Here is a 16,432-nt window from a genome sequence, read left to right as displayed (position 1 = left end):
TAGGGCCGGCACAAGGCCCAAGCGCCTCTTCGCCGACAGCCGCCTCCCCACAGGGCTGGCGTTATCAACAGAATTCAGGACAGGTGCTCTATGACCGCAGTCAACGTTTACCAACAGCGCCCCACCACCGGGGCCAAGGCCGAGTCGTCGTTGCACCACGCCGACCTGCCGAGCCTGGTGGGCAAGGGCCGCAAGAACGCCGGGGTGACCCTGCGCGAGAAAAAACTCCTCGGCCACCTGACGATCCGTGGCGACGGCCACGATCCGGCCTTCGCCGCCGGCGTGCACAAGGCCCTGGGCATCGAGTTGCCGGGTGCCCTGAGCGTGGTGGTCAAGGGTGAATCCAGCCTGCAATGGCTGGGTCCGGATGAGTGGCTGCTGATTGTGCCCAGCGGCGAAGAGTTCGCCGCCGAGCAGAACCTGCGCGCCGCCCTGGGCGACCTGCATATCCAGATCGTCAACGTCAGCGGCGGCCAGCAGATCCTCGAACTGTCCGGCCCCAACGTGCGTCAGGTGCTGATGAAGTCCACCAGCTACGACGTGCACCCCAACAACTTCCCGGTGGGCAAGGCAGTGGGCACGGTGTTCGCCAAGTCGCAACTGGTGATCCGCCGTACCGGCGAAGACACCTGGGAGTTGCTGGTGCGCCGTAGCTTCTCCGATTACTGGTGGATGTGGCTGCAGGATGCCGCGGCCGAATATGGCCTGAGTGTCCAGGCCTGAACCCAGCTTGGCTTGGTAGGAGCGAGCTGGCTCGCGAAGGATGGATTTTCCGGAAGACCACAGCGCCCTTGGATTTTTCGCGAGCAAGCTCGCTCCTACAGAGAATCGACCGCGCTGCGGTTGCCCCAACGAACAGGAGTTATCCCGCATGAGCCGCGCCCCCGATACATGGATTCTCACCGCCGACTGCCCCAGCGTGCTCGGCACGGTGGACGCGGTGACCCGCTTTCTGTTCGAGCAGGGCTGCTACGTCACCGAGCACCACTCCTTCGATGACCGGCTCTCGGGCCGCTTCTTCATTCGCGTGGAGTTTCGCCAGCCCGACGGCCTCGACGAACAGGGCTTTCGCGATGGTCTGGCGCAGCGGGCCAAGGCCTTCGAGATGAACTTCGAACTGACCGCGCCGCACTACCGGCCGAAGGTGGTGATCATGGTCTCCAAGGCCGACCACTGCCTCAACGACCTGCTCTACCGCCAGCGCATCGGCCAGTTGCCCATGGACGTGGTGGCGGTGGTGTCCAACCACCCGGACCTCAAGCCCCTGGCCGACTGGCACCAGATTCCCTACCACCACTTCCCCCTAGACCCCAACGACAAGCCGTCCCAGGAGCGTCAGGTGTGGCAGGTGATCGAGGACTCCGGCGCCGAACTGGTGATCCTTGCCCGCTACATGCAAGTGCTGTCGCCGGAGCTGTGCCGCAAGCTCGATGGCAAGGCCATCAACATCCACCACTCGCTGCTGCCGGGCTTCAAGGGCGCCAAGCCTTATCACCAGGCCTACAACAAGGGGGTGAAACTGGTGGGAGCCACGGCGCACTACATCAACAACGACCTGGACGAAGGCCCGATCATCGCCCAGGGCGTGGAGGTGGTGGACCACAGCTATTACCCCGAGGACCTGATCGCCAAGGGCCGGGATATCGAGGGCCTGACCCTGGCCCGGGCGGTGGGTTATCACATCGAGCGGCGGGTGTTCCTGAACGGCAACCGGACGGTGGTGCTCTGATGATTCCCGGGGCTGCTGCGCAGCCCTTCGCGAGCAAGCTCGCTCCTACAGGCGTTGCGCCTGTTCGCGCGAAAGCGATTTTGAAAACGAAACAGCATCTGTACCCGAGCAATCCACGTGTTTCCCCTTTGGGTTACGCGGTTCCATAACAACAACAGCGAGGTGAAAGCATGTCTGGTAATCGTGGTGTCGTGTATCTGGGCAGCGGCAAGGTCGAGGTACAGAAAATCGACTATCCAAAAATGCAGGACCCGCGCGGCAGGAAGATTGAGCACGGCGTCATCCTGCGCGTGGTCTCCACCAACATCTGCGGTTCGGACCAGCACATGGTCCGTGGTCGTACCACCGCCCAGGTCGGCCTGGTGCTGGGCCATGAAATCACCGGCGAGGTGATCGAGAAGGGCAGCGACGTCGAGAACCTGAAGATCGGCGACCTGGTCTCGGTGCCCTTCAACGTGGCGTGCGGGCGCTGCCGCTCCTGCAAGGAACAGCACACCGGGGTCTGCCTGACCGTCAACCCGGCTCGCGCCGGCGGTGCCTATGGCTACGTCGACATGGGCGACTGGACCGGCGGCCAGGCCGAGTATGTGCTGGTGCCTTACGCCGACTTCAACCTGCTGAAACTGCCGAACCGCGACAAGGCCATGGAGAAGATCCGCGACCTGACTTGCCTCTCCGACATCCTGCCCACCGGTTATCACGGCGCCGTCACCGCTGGCGTTGGCCCGGGCAGCACCGTTTATGTGGCCGGTGCCGGCCCGGTCGGCCTGGCGGCTGCCGCTTCCGCGCGCCTGCTGGGGGCGGCGGTGGTGATCGTCGGTGACGTCAACCCGGTACGCCTGGCCCACGCCAAGGCCCAGGGTTTTGAAATTGCCGACCTGTCCAAGGACACCCCGCTGCACGAACAGATCGCCGATTTGCTTGGTGAGCCGGAAGTCGACTGCGCAGTGGACGCCGTGGGCTTCGAAGCCCGTGGCCACGGCCATGCCGGTGCCCAGCACGAAGCCCCGGCCACCGTGCTCAACTCGCTGATGGGCGTGGTGCGGGTGGCGGGCAAGATCGGTATCCCCGGCCTGTACGTCACCGAAGACCCGGGCGCCGTGGACGCCGCGGCGAAGATGGGCAGCCTGAGCATCCGCTTCGGCCTGGGCTGGGCCAAGTCCCATAGCTTCCACACCGGCCAGACCCCGGTGATGAAATACAACCGCCAACTGATGCAGGCCATCATGTGGGACCGCATCAACATTGCCGACGTGGTAGGGGTTGAAGTCATCAGCCTCGACGACGCCCCGCGCGGCTATGGCGAGTTCGATGCCGGCGTGCCGAAGAAATTTGTTATCGATCCGCACAAGCTGTTCAGTGCTGCCTGAGACTTGAGGCGATAGAAGAAAAAGGGCGACCCACGGGTCGCCCTTTTGCGTTGTGGCATAAGCCCGAGACCGCCGCGAGCACTTCGTACCCCGTGGCTAAAAACACCCCCCTGTAGCCGCTGTCGAGCTTGCGAGGCTGCGCAAAGGTCCGCAGGACCTTGCGTGGCGATCCTGCGTCGGGCGCTGCCGATATCGAGTCAGAAACCCTTGCCCGGGTAGTCGACCCAGTGTTCTCCACTGAGGATGTACTGCGCGGCGGCCTCGCTAAACACGCCTGGCGCATCCCGCTGGAAACGCGATCGCCACTGGGGCAGCCACCAGTAGTTGAGCGCCGTGCCTCTTGGGAAAAGCACCATGCTCAGGACGGATTGGTCGATGAGCCCGCGCTGATACAACTGGTGAATGCGGTCCATGAAATCCAGGTAGTAGCCGATGGGCAGCGAGAGCATCAGCACGGCGGTATGGAATTTTTCCGTGGGCGCTCGTTGCGGGTTTTCCAGCAGGCCCAGGGCTTCGCAGTAATGGGCCTGGGGCTGGCGAGCCAGGGTCTGGGCCGCCGGGACTTCGAGAATGATCAGTGAGTGGATCTCCTCTTGCCAATCGGCGCCGTGGGTCTCCTGGAAGTACTGGCTGATGACCTCGGTCAGGGGGCCGGTGGCATGGGCTGCGTCCGAGCAACGGTTGCCGTCGATGGGGCGGCCGATGATCCAGATGACGAGGGGGATGGCCAGGGCCAGGGCGATGCAGCTGTAGAGGGCCGTTCTGATTGGAGATCGTTTCACTGCAAGTGCCGGAAGGTGCGGGGGGCTTGCGCGGCAACCCGGGGCTGGCGCAGACCCTGCTGGTGAGTGGGCAGGGCAGTTTAGCGTTGGCGGCTTCGCTGGCAAGCCAGCTCCTACACAAGCCTTGCAGGAGCCGGCTTGCCGGCGAAGATTCCCGTCAGAGCGCCGCCAATTGCCCCTGGTACAGCACCGGCCCGGTGGGTTGCCCAGTAGGCGAGCCGCCGTGGGGTTCCAGGCTCACCGCCAGGGCGATCGGGGTACCCAGCAGGTCGCGTTGGGCCGGGCTCAGGTTGATCCGGCCCTTGCCGCCCACCGGTACCACGCCCAGGGAAATAGGCTTGCCATCGGCAGGAATCGCCCAGAGTTCCAGGCTGCGGTCCAGGCCGATGGCGGTCAGGGTCAGGGGTTCCACCTGCAGGTACTGGGCGTGGGCCTTGATCTGCAAGGCCGGTTGCTGGTCGGCGCTGAGCAGGGTGGCGCTGTAGCGCACCTGGTCGTCCTGCCGGATAAAGCCGATGTACAGGGTGGCCAGCACGGCGCAGGCGGCGATCGCCAGGCGCAGGCGCATCCACAGCGGGTTTTTCTGCGGCATGTGCAGGACCTGGGGCTGGATACGCGCCTGGATGCCTTGCCACACATGCTCCGGCACTTCCTGCTCGGGCAGGCCTGCGGTCAGGCTGGCGAGGCTCTCCTGCCACTGCGCCAGTTCCTCGCGCAGGGCCGGGTCGTCCAGCAGGAGCATGTCGAAGCGCCGGCGCGCGGCGCCCTGCATCAGGCCGATGGCGTAGTCGGCGGCGAGGGCGCGGCGCCGTTCGGGGGTTCGATAATTCATGATTCAAGGCACCTGCGCAGGCGTTCCATGCCGCGGCGGATCCAGGACTTGACCGAGCCCAGGGGCGCGGCCAGCTGCTCGGCCAGTTCGGAGCAGGACAGGCCCTGGAAGTAGGCCACGGTGATGGACTGGCGTTGCATGCCCTCCAGGCTTTCCAGGCAGCGGTTCAGGGCCCGGGCCTGGCGGGCGCTGTCCAGTTGTTCGTGGGCCGAGGGGGCGTCGTCCATCAGTTGCTGCTGCTCCCCCTCGCCCAGGGGCCGCTCGCGGTGCTTGCGCAGTTGGTCGATGGCCTGGTTGCGGGTGATGTTGATCATCCAGGTCAGGGGGGCGGACAGGTGCGGCTGGTAGCGCACGGCGTTGTTCCAGATGCGCACGAAGCTTTCCTGCAGCACCTCCTCGGCCAGGTCGCGGCGGCCCATGAAGCGCAGGGCCACCCCATTCAGGTACGGGGCAACGCTGCGGTACAGGGTTTCGAAGGCGCGGCGATCGCCCAGTGAGCACTGGGCCAGCAAGTGCCGCAGTTGATCGGGGTCGAGAGCGGAAATGGCGGTTCTCCAGGCAGGTGGCAAATGAATGGACCACGGCTGGCAACGGTCGATCCAGCCAGAGGGTAGTCCAGGGTGGGCGGTTGTTCCATTCACGGGTTGCGACCTCCTGCTACGGCCGGTGCCGATGTGCCTGCGCCGGTCGTCGTTGCTGCATATACGCAGAGCGGCGAGCCGTGGATGCGTGATTCTCGACTAAAATCCACAGGGTGCGGGCGCCGCTGCGTCACTTTCGGAACATTCGCCCGAAGCTTCAGTCAAAAGGCTGTTTTCCAGCCATCCGAACACGGGTGGTTTCCTGCCCCATGAGGTTGTTTCGATGAATATTCCACGCGGTTTCGCCTTGGCTACCCTGATGACCCTGGCAGCCGGTTCGGCCCTGGCCGGCGGTTTCAGCCTGAACGACGCGGCCAATGCCATTTCCGGCATGCAGGGCGGCGACAAGGCTGCCGCCGCGGCCCCCACTTCCCAGACCGCCGGCCTGCTCGGAGCCCTGGGTTCGCAACTGAATGTCACTCCCCAGCAAGCCATCGGCGGTACGGGCGCCATGCTTGGCCTGGCGAAGAACCAGTTGAGCAGCACCGACTATTCCCAGTTGAGCAAAAGTGTCCCGGGCCTGGACAAGCTCTCGGGCAGCAACGCCCTGGGCAGCCTGGGTGCCCTGAGCGGCCTGCTGGGCCAGTCGTCCGGGCAGACCAAGGGCCTGGACAGCGCCCTGGGCGACGTCAAGGACACCAATGACCTGAACAACGCCTTCGGCGCCCTGGGCATGGACAGCGGCATGATCGGCCAGTTTGCGCCGGTGATCCTGCAGTACCTGGGCCAGCAGGGCGTTGGCGGCTCCCTGCTGCAAAGCCTGAGCGGCATCTGGGGCGTGGCCAAGTAGCGCGCTCCGGCCCCGGCGCCTGGCGCGCCGGGGCCCTCCCAGTTTCCTGCAATCCTGGTCTTTACCTTTCCCGGAGTTTTCGCCGAATCGGGCCTGTGCTATATCTCGCGCCCCGTTTTCCAAGGAAGCTTGAACGCGATGTTCATGGATGCACTGAAGATGTCTCTGCCCGCCGATGCGGTGCTCGGTTTCATGCTCTACATGCTGGGCGCGGCCCTGGTCTTTGCCCTCTATGCGTTCATCTATACGCGCCTGACCCCCTATAACGAATTCGCCCTGATCCGCGAGGGCAACAGCGCGGCTTCCATCGCCCTGTCCGGTGCCTTGCTGGGTTTTGCCATTCCGGTGGCCAGCGCTATTTCCCATTCAATCTCGATCATCGACTTCCTGCTCTGGGCCGGCATCGCCGCGGTGGTGCAGCTGCTGGCGTTCTTTGTGGTCAGCCTGACCCTCAAGGGCCTGTCCCAGCGCATTGCCAGCCAGGAGTACGCGGCGGCCATCCTGGTGGCATCGGTTTCTGTCGGTGTCGGCCTGCTGAACGCGGCCTGCATGACCCCTTCGGTCTGAGGGCGCGGCCATGAAACGCAGCAAGAGCGTGCGCCTGGTGTTGCTGGGCAGCGTGCCGTTTGCCCTGGCCGCCTGTGACGGCCAGTCCCAGGCGACCCGGGAAGTGCGCCAGACCCAGAATTTCAGCAGCGTCAGCGAATGCGAACGGGCACAGATTCCGTCCGCCATTTGCCAGGCCGCCCGCGATGACGCCCGCGAGCGTGGGGAGCGTGTGGCCCCGCGTTACCTGGACCTGCAACGTTGCGAGGAGGATTTCGTCACCGCCAACTGCATGGTCTCGCGCGATAACCGAGCCTATGTACCGATTTCCAGCGGTTTTGCCCTGACCTCCCAGCGCACGGTGCCGGACAAGCCCGAAGAAGAACAACAGACCAGCTCCAGTGGTGGTGGTGGTGGTGGTGGTGGTGGTGGTGGTGGCTCCAGCTCGGGCTCGCGCTTCTGGCGCTGGATCGGCCTGGATTCGACCCCTGAACCGCGCTATTTCAGCGAGGCCCTGTACAAGCAGCGCGATGGTCGTGGCGGTACCCAGCTGAGCACCCTCAGCCAGCAGGTGGAGGCTGGCAAGACCTTCTCTGGCGCCAGTGGCGGGCGCTTCGGGATATCCAGCCCGGAACACTTCACCAGCGCCGGCAACCCGCTGGCCGGCGCCCATGAAGTGGTCAGCCGCAGCGGCTTCGGCTCCTCCAGCCGCAGCAGTTGGAGCTTCGGTTCTTGAAGCGCATCCCCAGCACACCGCGTGCGGACTGGCAAGCCACGGCGGAGCAACTGGGTTTTGCCTTCCACACCTTCGACGGTGAGCCTTACTGGGACGAGTCGGCCTACTACCGCTTCAGCCTGCGGCAGATCGAGGACGACCTGGAAGACCCGACCCAGGAACTGCACGAGCTGTGCATGGCCCTGGTGGCCGAGGTGGTGGACAGCGAGGAACTGCTGGAGCGCCTGGCTATCCCTGCGGCCTTTCATGAGTTGATCCGCCAGTCATGGAAGCAGGGCGACCCCCACCTCTATGGGCGCATGGACCTGTGCTACGACGGCACCGGCCCGGCCAAGCTCCTGGAAACCAACTACGACACGCCGACCTCGCTGTACGAGGCGAGCTTCTTCCAGTACGTCTGGCTCGAACAGCAGATGCAGCGCGGGCAATTGCCGGCCGGCTGCGACCAGTTCAACAGCATCGAGGACAAGCTGCTCCAGGCCTTCGTCCAGGGCGGCTTCAAGTCGCCGATGCACTTTGCCTCGGTCAGGGATTCGCTCGAAGACCGCGGCACGGTCGAATACCTGCGCGACATTGCCCGTCAGGCTGGCCTGGGGACGCGGTTGCTCGACATCGAGGACATCGGCCTGAATGCCGGCGGGCGTTTCGTCGACCTGCTGGGCACCCCCATCGACAGCCTGTTCAAGCTCTACCCCTGGGAGCACCTGTTCAACGAAGCCTTTGGCCCGGCCATTGCCGGCAGCCGCACGCAGTTTGTCGAGCCGCCGTGGAAAGCCATTCTCTCCAACAAGGGCGCGCTGGCCCTGCTCTGGGAACGGCATGCGGGGCACCCGAACCTGCTGCCGGCGTTTATCGACGACGACCCCGCCGCCAGCCTGGGCCCGGGGTGGGTGCGCAAGCCGTTCTTTTCCCGAGAGGGCGCCAATGTGGAAATCTGCACCGAAGGCGGCGAGCATTTGATCGAGGCCGGGCCCTACGGCGGCGGGCCCTGCATCCGCCAGCAGTTCCACCCCTTGCCGGTGTTTGCCGGCAACCACACGGTGATCGGCAGTTGGGTGATCGGGGACCAGCCGGCGGGTATCGGCATTCGTGAGGACAACTCGCCGATCACCAAGGACAGCAGCCGCTTCCTGCCCCACGTGATCAGCGATTGATCAGCGGCTTTCGCCCAGCAACTCGCTGATGCGCTGGTCCTTGTCGGTCCACAGCCGGTTGACCCAGTCCTGCACCTGCTGGCGGAACGCCGGGTCGTTTTCGTAATCGCCCTGCCACAGCGCGGGGTCCAGTTCGCGGGTGCGGATGTCGATGATCACCTTGGGCACGCTGCCGCAGATCAGGTCCCAGAAACCGGGAATGCGTTCCTGGGGATAGACCACGGTGACATCCAGCATGGCGTCCAGCTGTTCGCCCATGGCCGCGAGGACAAAGGCCACGCCGCCAGCCTTGGGCTTGAGCAGATGCTGGAAGGGCGAGCCCTGCTGCTGGCGCTTGGCCGGGGTGAAGCGGGTGCCCTCCAGGTAGTTGACCACGGTCACCGGCTGGCGCTTGAACAGCTCGCAGGCAGCCTTGGTGATTTCCAGGTCCTTGCCTTGCAGTTCCGGGTGCTTGGCCAGGAAGGCCTTGCTGTAGCGCTTCATGAAGGGGTAGTCCAGGGCCCACCAGGCCAGCCCCAGGAACGGCACCCAGATCAGTTCCTTCTTGAGGAAGAACTTGAAGAACGGCGTGCGCCGGTTGAGGGTCTGGATCAGGGCCGGGATGTCGACCCAGGATTGGTGGTTGCTCACCACCAGGTAGGAGGTGTCGACCCGCAGGCCCTCGCCGCCGCGTATGTCCCAGCGGGTGGGGATGCACAGGGCGAAGATCAGCTTGTCGATCTCGGCCCAGGTCTCGGCGATCCACATCACCGCGGCCGAGGCGTAGTCACGCAGGCGCCCGGGCAGGACCAGCTTGAGCAGGGCGAACACCATCAACGGGCCGAACAGCACCAGGGTGTTGAGCAGCAGGAGCAGGGTGACGAAACAGCCGGTGAGCAGGCGGCGCATAAGGCACTCTTTGCAATCTTTTGGGCGCGCCATGATAAGCAGCTTCGGCGGGCAGGCCAAATTCTAGTGTGCTGACGAATGTTTCACCTGGGGGCGGGTAGGGTGGGTGGCAATTGGCTGGGGTGTCTATCGGGGCCCTTTCGCCGGCAAGCCGACTCCTACGGGGCTCGGGTAGAACCAATTCGTTGGCAGCGGTCTAAAATCCCGCTGCCCACTTTCTTCAAGGAATCCACCGTCGTGAAATCTGTCCTTGCTCTTGTGTCTCTGTTGGCGCTGCCGGTGATGGCTGCCGAGCCGACCCTGTATGGCCGTTACGAATACATCCGCCTGCCGGAAATCGGCGAAACCCTGCAAGCCAAGATGGACACCGGGGCCCTGACCGCTTCGCTGTCGGCCAAGGATATCCAGACCTTCACCCGCGATGGCGAGGACTGGGTGCGCTTCCGCCTGGCCACCAAGGACGCTGGCAGCAAGGTCTACGAACACAAGGTGGCGCGCATCAGCAAGATCAAGAGCCGTTCCGACGAGGACGATGACCGGGAAGAGCCGCAGGCGGCCAAGCGCCCGGTGGTGGAACTGGAAATGTGCCTGGGCAACGTCAAGCGCACGGTGGAGGTCAACCTCACCGACCGCAGCAGCTTCAACTACCCGCTGCTGATTGGCGCCAAGGCCCTGCGCGAATTCGGTGCGGCGGTGAACCCGGCGCGGCGTTATACCGCCGATAAACCCGACTGCTGATTGACGACTTACCAGGCATCCGGCACCGTTCGCACACTGAATTTGCGTGCTTGGATGCCATGCCCCATATCCTGATTGTCGAAGACGAAGCGGCGATTGCCGACACCCTGATCTTTGCCCTGCAAGGCGAAGGCTTCACTACCACCTGGCTGAGCCTGGGCCGTGCGGCCCTGGAGCATCAACAGGCGAGCCCGGCGGACCTGATCATCCTCGACATCGGCCTGCCGGATATCAGCGGCTTCGAAACCTGCAAGCAACTGCGGCGCTTCAGCGAGGTGCCGGTGATGTTCCTCAGTGCCCGGGACGGCGAGATCGACCGGGTGGTGGGCCTGGAAATCGGTGCCGACGATTATGTGGTCAAGCCCTTCAGCCCGCGGGAAGTGGCGGCGCGGGTCAAGGCGATCCTCAAGCGCATGGTCCCGCGGGCGGCTCCCGAGGCGGTCGCGGCGTTGTTCGTGATTGACCCTGAGCGGGTGCAGATCAGTTACCGTGGCCAGCCCCTGAGCCTGACCCGGCATGAGTTCCGCCTGCTGCAATGCCTGCTGGAACAGCCCGAGCGGGTGTTCAGCCGCGAGCAGTTGCTGGACGCCCTGGGGGTAATGGCGGATGTGGGCTATGAGCGCAACATCGACAGCCATATCAAAAGCCTGCGGGCCAAGCTGCGCCTGGTGGCGGCCCAGGCCGAACCGATCCAGACCCATCGCGGCCTGGGCTACAGCTACAGCCCGAGCCACGCCTGATGACCTTGGGGCTGCGGATCTTCCTGGTCTATTTGCTGTTCATCAGCCTGACCGGCTATTTCGTGCTGAGCACGGTGATGAAGGAGATTCGTCCCGGGGTCCGCCAGTCCACCGAGGAAACCCTGGTGGACACCGCCAACCTGCTGGCGGAGATCCTGCGGGATGACTTCAAGGCCGGCACCCTCAGCGAGAACCGCTGGCCGCAGCTGTTGCGTGCCTATGGCGAGCGGCAACCGGCGGCGACCATCTGGGGCCTGCCGAAGAATCAGGTCAACCACCGCATCTACGTGACCGACGCCAAGGGCATCGTGGTCCTGGATTCCAGCGGTCTGGCGGTGGGCCAGGACTATTCGCGCTGGAACGACGTGTACCTGACCCTGCGCGGCCAGTACGGCGCGCGCTCGTCGCGCTCGCTGGCCGACGATCCCAATTCCTCGGTGATGCACGTGGGTGCGCCGATCCGCGACAACGGCCAGATCATCGGCGTGGTCACTGTGGCCAAGCCCAACAGTTCCCTGCAGCCCTATGTCGACCGCACCGAGCGGCGCCTGCTGTGGTACGGCGCCGGGCTGATCGCCATGGGCCTGCTGTTCGGTGCCTTGCTGTCCTGGTGGCTGAGCGCCGCGCTGCGGCGCATGACCGCCTATGCCCTGGCGGTCAGCGAAGGGCGCCGGGCCGAGTTGCCGCACTATCGCGGCGGTGAAATGGAGCAGTTGGCCACGGCGGTGGAACACATGCGCACCCAGCTCGAAGGCAAGGCCTACGTCGAGCGCTACGTGCATACCCTGACCCACGAACTGAAAAGCCCCCTGGCGGCGATTCGCGGGGCGGCGGAGCTGCTGCAGGGCGAAATGCCCCTGGAACAGCGCCAGCGTTTCGTCGGCAATATCGACAGCGAAAGCGCGCGCATGCAGCAGTTGATCGAGCGCCTGCTGAACCTGGCGCAGGTGGAGCAGCGCCAGGGCCTGGAAGAGCGGGTGAATGTGCCCCTGGCGCCGTTGTGCAAGGAGCTGCTGAACAGCCAGCACGGGCGTATCGAAGGCAAGCAACTGCAGGTGGAACTTCAGGTGCCAGCGGACCTGGCCTGGTCCGGCGAGCCGTTCCTGCTGCGCCAGGCCCTGGGCAACCTGCTGACCAATGCCCTGGACTTCAGCCCCGTGGGCGGCCTGTTGCGTTGCAGCGCGCAACCTGTGGAGGAGGGCGTGGAGCTGGTGCTGTTCAACCAGGGCGAGCCGATTCCGGACTATGCCCTGCCGCGCCTGTGCGAGCGGTTCTATTCCCTGCCGCGCCCGGACAGCGGACGCAAGAGCACCGGCCTGGGGCTGAACTTCGTCGAGGAAGTGGTGCAGTTGCATGGCGGCCGGATGCGTATCGACAACGTTCCGGGCGGGGTGCAGGTGACCTTGCGCCTGCCCTGAGCGGGGATTCTCCACAGACTCTCCACATTGCTTCCATAAAACCCCCATAGCCGCGTTCCAGACTCTCCTCCATTCGAACCGGGAGAGCCTCATGAACCGCAACCTGACCTTCAAACTCGGGGCCATTGGCCTGTTGATCCTGCTGTTGCTGATACCGCTGCTGATGATCAGCGGCCTGATCAGCGAGCGCCAGAGCCTGCGCGACGGCGTGCTCGACGATATTGCCCGCAGCTCCAGCACCCAGCAGCAGATCCGCGGCCCGGTGATGGTGGTGGATTACCGCAAGACCGTGCGCACCTGGAAGACCGACGAAAAGACCAAGAAGCGCTATCAGGAAATCGGCGAGGAGCAAGGGCGCATGTTCTTCCTGCCGGAACACTTCGAGCTGGACGGCAAGGCCCAGACCGAGCTGCGTGCCCGGGGCATCTACGAGGCTCGGCTGTTCCACGCCGACAACCACATCAGCGGCCATTTCGCCGTGCCCGAGCAATACGGGATCAAGGAAGATTTTGCCGACTACCAGTTCGACCAGCCCTTCCTGGCGGTGGGCATCAGCGATATCCGCGGCATCGAGAACGCCCTGCAACTGCAACTCAACGGCCAGACCCTGGACTTCGCCCCGGGCACCTTTGTCAGTTGGCTGGATGAAGGCGTGCATGTGCTGCTGCCGCCCCTGGACCTGAAAAAGAACACCCGCCTGGATTTCGCCTTCGACCTGCGCCTGCAGGGCACCGGCCAGTTGCAGGTGCTGCCGGTGGGCAAGACCAGCAAGGTCCTGCTGACGGCCAACTGGCCGCACCCGAGCTTTATCGGCAACTACCTGCCGGTGCAGCGTGAAGTGACCGAGCAGGGCTTTTCAGCCATCTGGCAGACCTCGTTTTTCTCCACCAACCTGGAACAGGCCATGGAGCGTTGCGCATTCGGCACGCAATGCCAGGACTTCAACGGCCGCAGCTTCGGCGTGAGTTTCATCGACCCGGTGGACCAGTACCTGAAGAGCGACCGGGCCATCAAATACGCCTTGCTGTTCATCGGCCTGACCTTCGCCGGCTTCTTTCTCTTCGAGGTACTCAAGAGCCTGTCGGTGCACCCGATCCAGTACGGGTTGGTGGGCGTGGCCCTGGCGTTCTTCTACCTGTTGCTGCTGTCGCTATCGGAGCACCTGGGCTTTGCGCTGGCCTATGGCGTGTCGGCGGCAGCCTGTGTGGGGCTGATCGGCTTCTATGTCAGCCATGTGCTGCACAGCTGGCGTAACGGCGCGCTGTTCGCGATCGCGCTGGCGGCCTTGTACGGCCTGCTCTATGGCCTGCTCAGCGCCGAGGATTACGCGCTGCTGATGGGCTCGCTGCTGCTGTTCGGGCTGTTGGGCGTGTTCATGGTGCTGACCCGCAAGCTGGACTGGTATGGCATTGGCCAGCGCAAGGCAGCGCAGCCTTTGCAGTTCGATCTGGAGGCCGTCCATGAGTAGGTCATTGGGTTTGCGTGAGGATCAGCGCCAGCGGGAGCATCTGGCGCAGCGCATCGGCCAGTTGTTTCCGCTCGATGCCTGGTGGCTGGTACGCCAGCAAGCCATGCCCCGTGCTGCAGGAGCCGGCTTGCCGGCGAAGAGGCCCGATCGCCTGACCGATTAGACCGGCGGCCGGGTCGCCAGCATCGACGGGCGCTGGCTGATCTCGAAGTACCAGGCGGCCAGTTGGGGATGGTCCTGGCGCCATTCCAGGTCGGGGTGGCGGAAATCCAGGTAGCCCAGGGCGCAGGCAACGCTGATGGCGGCAATATCGAAGTGGCTGGCCAGTTCGGCAATCGCTTCGGCTTCCAGCACCGCCAGGGCTCGGCGGATCTTGTCGCGCTGGCCGTCGAGCCACTGTTCCCAGTGTTTTTCCGGGGCACGCAGGGCCAGCTCGTAGCGCACCAGTACCGAGGCGTCCATGATCCCGTCGGCCAGGGCCGCGAGCGTCAGGCGCCGCCAGCGGGCCGAGCCGTCCCGGGGGATCAGCGGGTTGCCGACGTGCTGCTGGTCCAGGTAGTCGAGGATTACCCGGCTGTCGTACAGAACCTGGCCGTTGTCCAGGCGCAGGGCGGGGATCTTGCCCAGGGGGTTGTCCTGGTTCAGCGCGGCGTCCGGAGCTACCGGGCTCAACTGGCTGGCTTGCAGGGCGACCCGGTTCAACTGCCCGGTTTCATGCAGCAGCACCATGACTTTGCGTACGTAAGGTGATGCCGGGTTGTGGAACAGCGTCATGCTTGGGGTGGACATGAATATTCCTCGCGGGTGGAAGTCTCGCAGCCCGGGGATCTTAGCGCAGCCTGTGGCATTGGCCACAGGGGCGATTGGCGGTACAGACGAGGAGTGATGAGTGCGCAGGTCCTATCTTCTACACGGGTTGTACAGCCTGGCCCTGACCCTGTTGGGCGCGCTGGCGGTGTATCTGGCCTTGCAATACGAGTTCCGCCGCAAGGGTGAAGGGGAGCCGGAGCTGGTCATGGCGTTCGCCTACATGGCCTGGTACTGGGCCCTGCCGGCACTGGCCCTGCCGGGCCTGGGCTGCGCACTGCTGGCCTGGCGCGGGCCCGACCCGGTGACCCAGCCCTGGCGCTGGAGCCTGGCGGCCAGCTATGTGCCGCTGCTGGGGCTGGCGTTGTTCAGCGTGCTGGTGGCCATCGAGGCGCTGCTGGAAAATCGCCTGTTCATCCCGGTGATGCTGATCGGCCTCGGGCTCTCGATGTACCTGTGGCGTGGTTTCCCGGCGCCAGGTTCAGGCCGCCGGCTTGCGCCGCAACAGGCCGCGCAGGGCGATCAGCGTCGGTAGGCCCAGGCCCAGCCAGCTCAAGCTGTCCCAGGCCCCGTCTCCCAGTAGCGCCGCGAACAACCCGGCGGCGCAGAGCAGGCCAATGCCCAGGGGCGCGGCGAAGACCTTCCAGAAGTTCGATTGCCGGGGTTTCATGGGCGCACCTGCGGTATCGACTTGCCGGCTCGCCGGCGGGCTAGCCACAGGTACAGGCCGCTGCCCAGGACAATGATGGTCAGCACGTCCATCGCCGCCCACAGCACCTTCATCGGCATGCCGCCGTAGTCGCCGAAATGCAGCGGCTGGGACATGCCCATGGTGTCCATGTACCAGGGCCGCCCGGCCACGGCGGTGACCTGCAGGCTACTGGCGTCGATCAGCACCGGGGTCAGCAGGTGCGAAGTCAGGTGGCTGCTGCCCTTGAGGAACACCGCGTAGTGATGCTCGCTGGAAAAGCGTGTGCCGGGGAAGGCGATGAAGTCCGGCTGCATGCCCGGGGCGGCTTCCCTGGCGATATCCAGCAGGCGGCTGGCCGGCGCCAGTGAGGTCAGTGGCGGCGCGTCGCGGTAGGGCGCGACCATGGCGCTGAGGCTGTCGTTGCGCCAGGCGGCGATGATCAGGTCGGCACAAGCGCTGATCACGCCGGTAACGCCCACCACTAGGGCCCAGGTCAGGGTTACCACGCCGATCAGGTTGTGCAGGTCGAGCCAGCGCAGGCGGCTGGACTTGTCCTGACGCACCGTGGCGAACTTCAGGCGGCGCATGAACGGCAGGTAGAGTACCGTGCCGGAGATGATCGCCAGCACGAAGAGGATGCCCATGAAGGCCAGCAGCAGCTTGCCCGGCAGCCCGGCGAACATGTCCACATGCAGGCGCAGCATGACCATCATCAACCCGCCATTGGCCGAGGGCATGGCCACGGCCTCGCCGGTGCGGGCGTCGAGCATGAAGGTGTGGGAGGCGTTGGGCTCGGTGCCGGCGGTTCTGGCCATGATGGTCATCACGCCATTGGGTTCGTCCTCGTCCCAGCCGAAGTACTGCATGACCTCACCCGGGCGATGAGCCTCGGCGGCCTTGACCAGCTGTTGCAGGTCCAGGTGCGGGGTGTCGGCGGGCATCTCCCGCAGTTCGGGGGAATCCCCCAGCAGGTGATCGATCTCGTGGTGGAAGATCAGCGGCAGGCCGGTGAGCGCCAGCATCAGCAGGAACACCGTGCAGATCAGGCTGGTCCAGGTGTGGATAAAGGACCAGCGGCGGATTGTCTTGCTTTTCATCGAGG

20 protein-coding genes are annotated in these 16,432 nt (G+C 64.8%); 13 read left to right on the top strand and 7 right to left on the bottom strand.

What is annotated here, in order from left to right; all coding sequences use genetic code 11:
• Positions 1-90 precede the first annotated feature (90 nt).
• The 3 genes from M2395_RS23650 to fdhA all read left to right on the top strand — a co-directional run bounded on the left by M2395_RS23650 (position 91) and on the right by fdhA (position 3,099).
• Positions 91-723: a sarcosine oxidase subunit gamma gene (locus tag M2395_RS23650; protein ID WP_015637298.1), complete on the top strand. Its 633-nt coding sequence runs from the start codon at positions 91-93 to the stop codon at positions 721-723.
• A gap of 148 nt (positions 724-871) precedes the next feature.
• Positions 872-1,729 (top strand): formyltetrahydrofolate deformylase, encoded by an 858-nt coding sequence (gene purU, locus M2395_RS23645; RefSeq protein WP_041752650.1) that lies wholly within the window; start codon positions 872-874, stop codon positions 1,727-1,729.
• A gap of 170 nt (positions 1,730-1,899) precedes the next feature.
• Complete coding sequence (gene fdhA, locus M2395_RS23640) at positions 1,900-3,099, top strand: formaldehyde dehydrogenase, glutathione-independent (protein WP_011063898.1); 1,200 nt, start codon at positions 1,900-1,902, stop codon at positions 3,097-3,099.
• Positions 3,100-3,296: 197 nt separating this feature from the next.
• On the opposite strand, the gene M2395_RS23635 is transcribed toward fdhA, so the two are convergent.
• The 3 genes from M2395_RS23635 to M2395_RS23625 form a co-directional block, all read right to left on the bottom strand.
• Complete coding sequence (locus M2395_RS23635) at positions 3,297-3,881, bottom strand: hypothetical protein (RefSeq protein WP_019094048.1); 585 nt, start codon at positions 3,879-3,881, stop codon at positions 3,297-3,299.
• A 157-nt stretch (positions 3,882-4,038) separates the two neighbouring features.
• Entirely contained in the window at positions 4,039-4,713 is a 675-nt protein-coding gene (locus tag M2395_RS23630; RefSeq protein ID WP_123431062.1) for an anti-sigma factor domain-containing protein, read from the bottom strand.
• Positions 4,710-5,354 (bottom strand): sigma-70 family RNA polymerase sigma factor, encoded by a 645-nt coding sequence (locus M2395_RS23625; RefSeq protein WP_011063895.1) that lies wholly within the window; start codon positions 5,352-5,354, stop codon positions 4,710-4,712. Before M2395_RS23625 ends, M2395_RS23630 begins: the two co-directional genes overlap by 4 nt.
• A 223-nt stretch (positions 5,355-5,577) precedes the next feature.
• Here M2395_RS23625 and M2395_RS23620 point away from each other — a divergent pair, with 223 nt between their 5' ends.
• From M2395_RS23620 to M2395_RS23605, 4 genes are all read left to right on the top strand, one after another.
• A complete protein-coding gene (locus tag M2395_RS23620; protein WP_011063894.1) occupies positions 5,578-6,144 on the top strand; it encodes a DUF2780 domain-containing protein in 567 nt (188 codons plus the stop codon).
• Between the two features lie 138 nt (positions 6,145-6,282).
• Complete coding sequence (locus M2395_RS23615; RefSeq protein WP_123431061.1) at positions 6,283-6,711, top strand: DUF350 domain-containing protein; 429 nt, start codon at positions 6,283-6,285, stop codon at positions 6,709-6,711.
• Between the two features lie 10 nt (positions 6,712-6,721).
• Complete coding sequence (locus M2395_RS23610; RefSeq protein WP_123431060.1) at positions 6,722-7,426, top strand: DUF1190 domain-containing protein; 705 nt, start codon at positions 6,722-6,724, stop codon at positions 7,424-7,426.
• Positions 7,423-8,580, top strand: a complete 1,158-nt coding sequence (locus M2395_RS23605; RefSeq protein ID WP_015637287.1) for a glutathionylspermidine synthase family protein — start codon at positions 7,423-7,425, stop codon at positions 8,578-8,580. Before M2395_RS23610 ends, M2395_RS23605 begins: the two co-directional genes overlap by 4 nt.
• On the opposite strand, the gene M2395_RS23600 is transcribed toward M2395_RS23605, so the two are convergent.
• Positions 8,581-9,468 (bottom strand): acyltransferase, encoded by an 888-nt coding sequence (locus M2395_RS23600; protein ID WP_011063890.1) that lies wholly within the window; start codon positions 9,466-9,468, stop codon positions 8,581-8,583.
• 237 nt (positions 9,469-9,705) lie between these two features.
• Between M2395_RS23600 and M2395_RS23595 the strand changes: the two genes are divergently transcribed.
• From M2395_RS23595 to M2395_RS23575, 5 genes are all read left to right on the top strand, one after another.
• Positions 9,706-10,206, top strand: a complete 501-nt coding sequence (locus M2395_RS23595) for an ATP-dependent zinc protease (RefSeq protein ID WP_011063889.1) — start codon at positions 9,706-9,708, stop codon at positions 10,204-10,206.
• Positions 10,207-10,265: 59 nt separating this feature from the next.
• Positions 10,266-10,946: a two-component system response regulator CreB gene (creB, locus tag M2395_RS23590; RefSeq protein ID WP_123431170.1), complete on the top strand. Its 681-nt coding sequence runs from the start codon at positions 10,266-10,268 to the stop codon at positions 10,944-10,946.
• Positions 10,946-12,364 carry a two-component system sensor histidine kinase CreC gene (gene creC, locus M2395_RS23585; RefSeq protein ID WP_053154265.1) on the top strand — a complete coding sequence of 473 codons (1,419 nt, stop codon included), beginning with the start codon at positions 10,946-10,948 and terminating at the stop codon, positions 12,362-12,364. The genes creB and creC overlap by 1 nt, the downstream gene beginning before the upstream one ends.
• Before the next feature lie 91 nt (positions 12,365-12,455).
• Complete coding sequence (gene creD, locus M2395_RS23580) at positions 12,456-13,832, top strand: cell envelope integrity protein CreD (protein ID WP_041120144.1); 1,377 nt, start codon at positions 12,456-12,458, stop codon at positions 13,830-13,832.
• On the top strand, positions 13,825-13,995 hold the full coding sequence (locus tag M2395_RS23575; protein ID WP_158267418.1) for a hypothetical protein: 171 nt from the start codon (positions 13,825-13,827) through the stop codon (positions 13,993-13,995). Before creD ends, M2395_RS23575 begins: the two co-directional genes overlap by 8 nt.
• On the opposite strand, the gene M2395_RS23570 is transcribed toward M2395_RS23575, so the two are convergent.
• Complete coding sequence (locus tag M2395_RS23570) at positions 13,992-14,621, bottom strand: glutathione S-transferase (RefSeq protein WP_011063885.1); 630 nt, start codon at positions 14,619-14,621, stop codon at positions 13,992-13,994. The two genes, M2395_RS23575 and M2395_RS23570, sit on opposite strands and share 4 nt — an antisense overlap.
• Positions 14,622-14,721: 100 nt before the next feature.
• Between M2395_RS23570 and M2395_RS23565 the strand changes: the two genes are divergently transcribed.
• A complete protein-coding gene (locus M2395_RS23565) occupies positions 14,722-15,174 on the top strand; it encodes a hypothetical protein (protein ID WP_011063884.1) in 453 nt (150 codons plus the stop codon).
• Here M2395_RS23565 and M2395_RS23560 read toward each other — a convergent pair.
• A complete protein-coding gene (locus M2395_RS23560; RefSeq protein ID WP_011063883.1) occupies positions 15,121-15,309 on the bottom strand; it encodes a hypothetical protein in 189 nt (62 codons plus the stop codon). The two genes, M2395_RS23565 and M2395_RS23560, sit on opposite strands and share 54 nt — an antisense overlap.
• Entirely contained in the window at positions 15,306-16,427 is a 1,122-nt protein-coding gene (locus M2395_RS23555; protein ID WP_123431059.1) for a PepSY domain-containing protein, read from the bottom strand. Before M2395_RS23555 ends, M2395_RS23560 begins: the two co-directional genes overlap by 4 nt.
• Positions 16,428-16,432: the final 5 nt, after the last annotated feature.

The sequence above is a fragment of the Pseudomonas sp. BIGb0176 genome, assembly GCF_024810175.1.
GTDB classification, from domain to species: Bacteria; Pseudomonadota; Gammaproteobacteria; order Pseudomonadales; family Pseudomonadaceae; genus Aquipseudomonas; species Aquipseudomonas protegens.
Note: the sequence above shows the minus strand (reverse complement) of the source record. Positions and strands in the feature narration are given on the sequence as shown.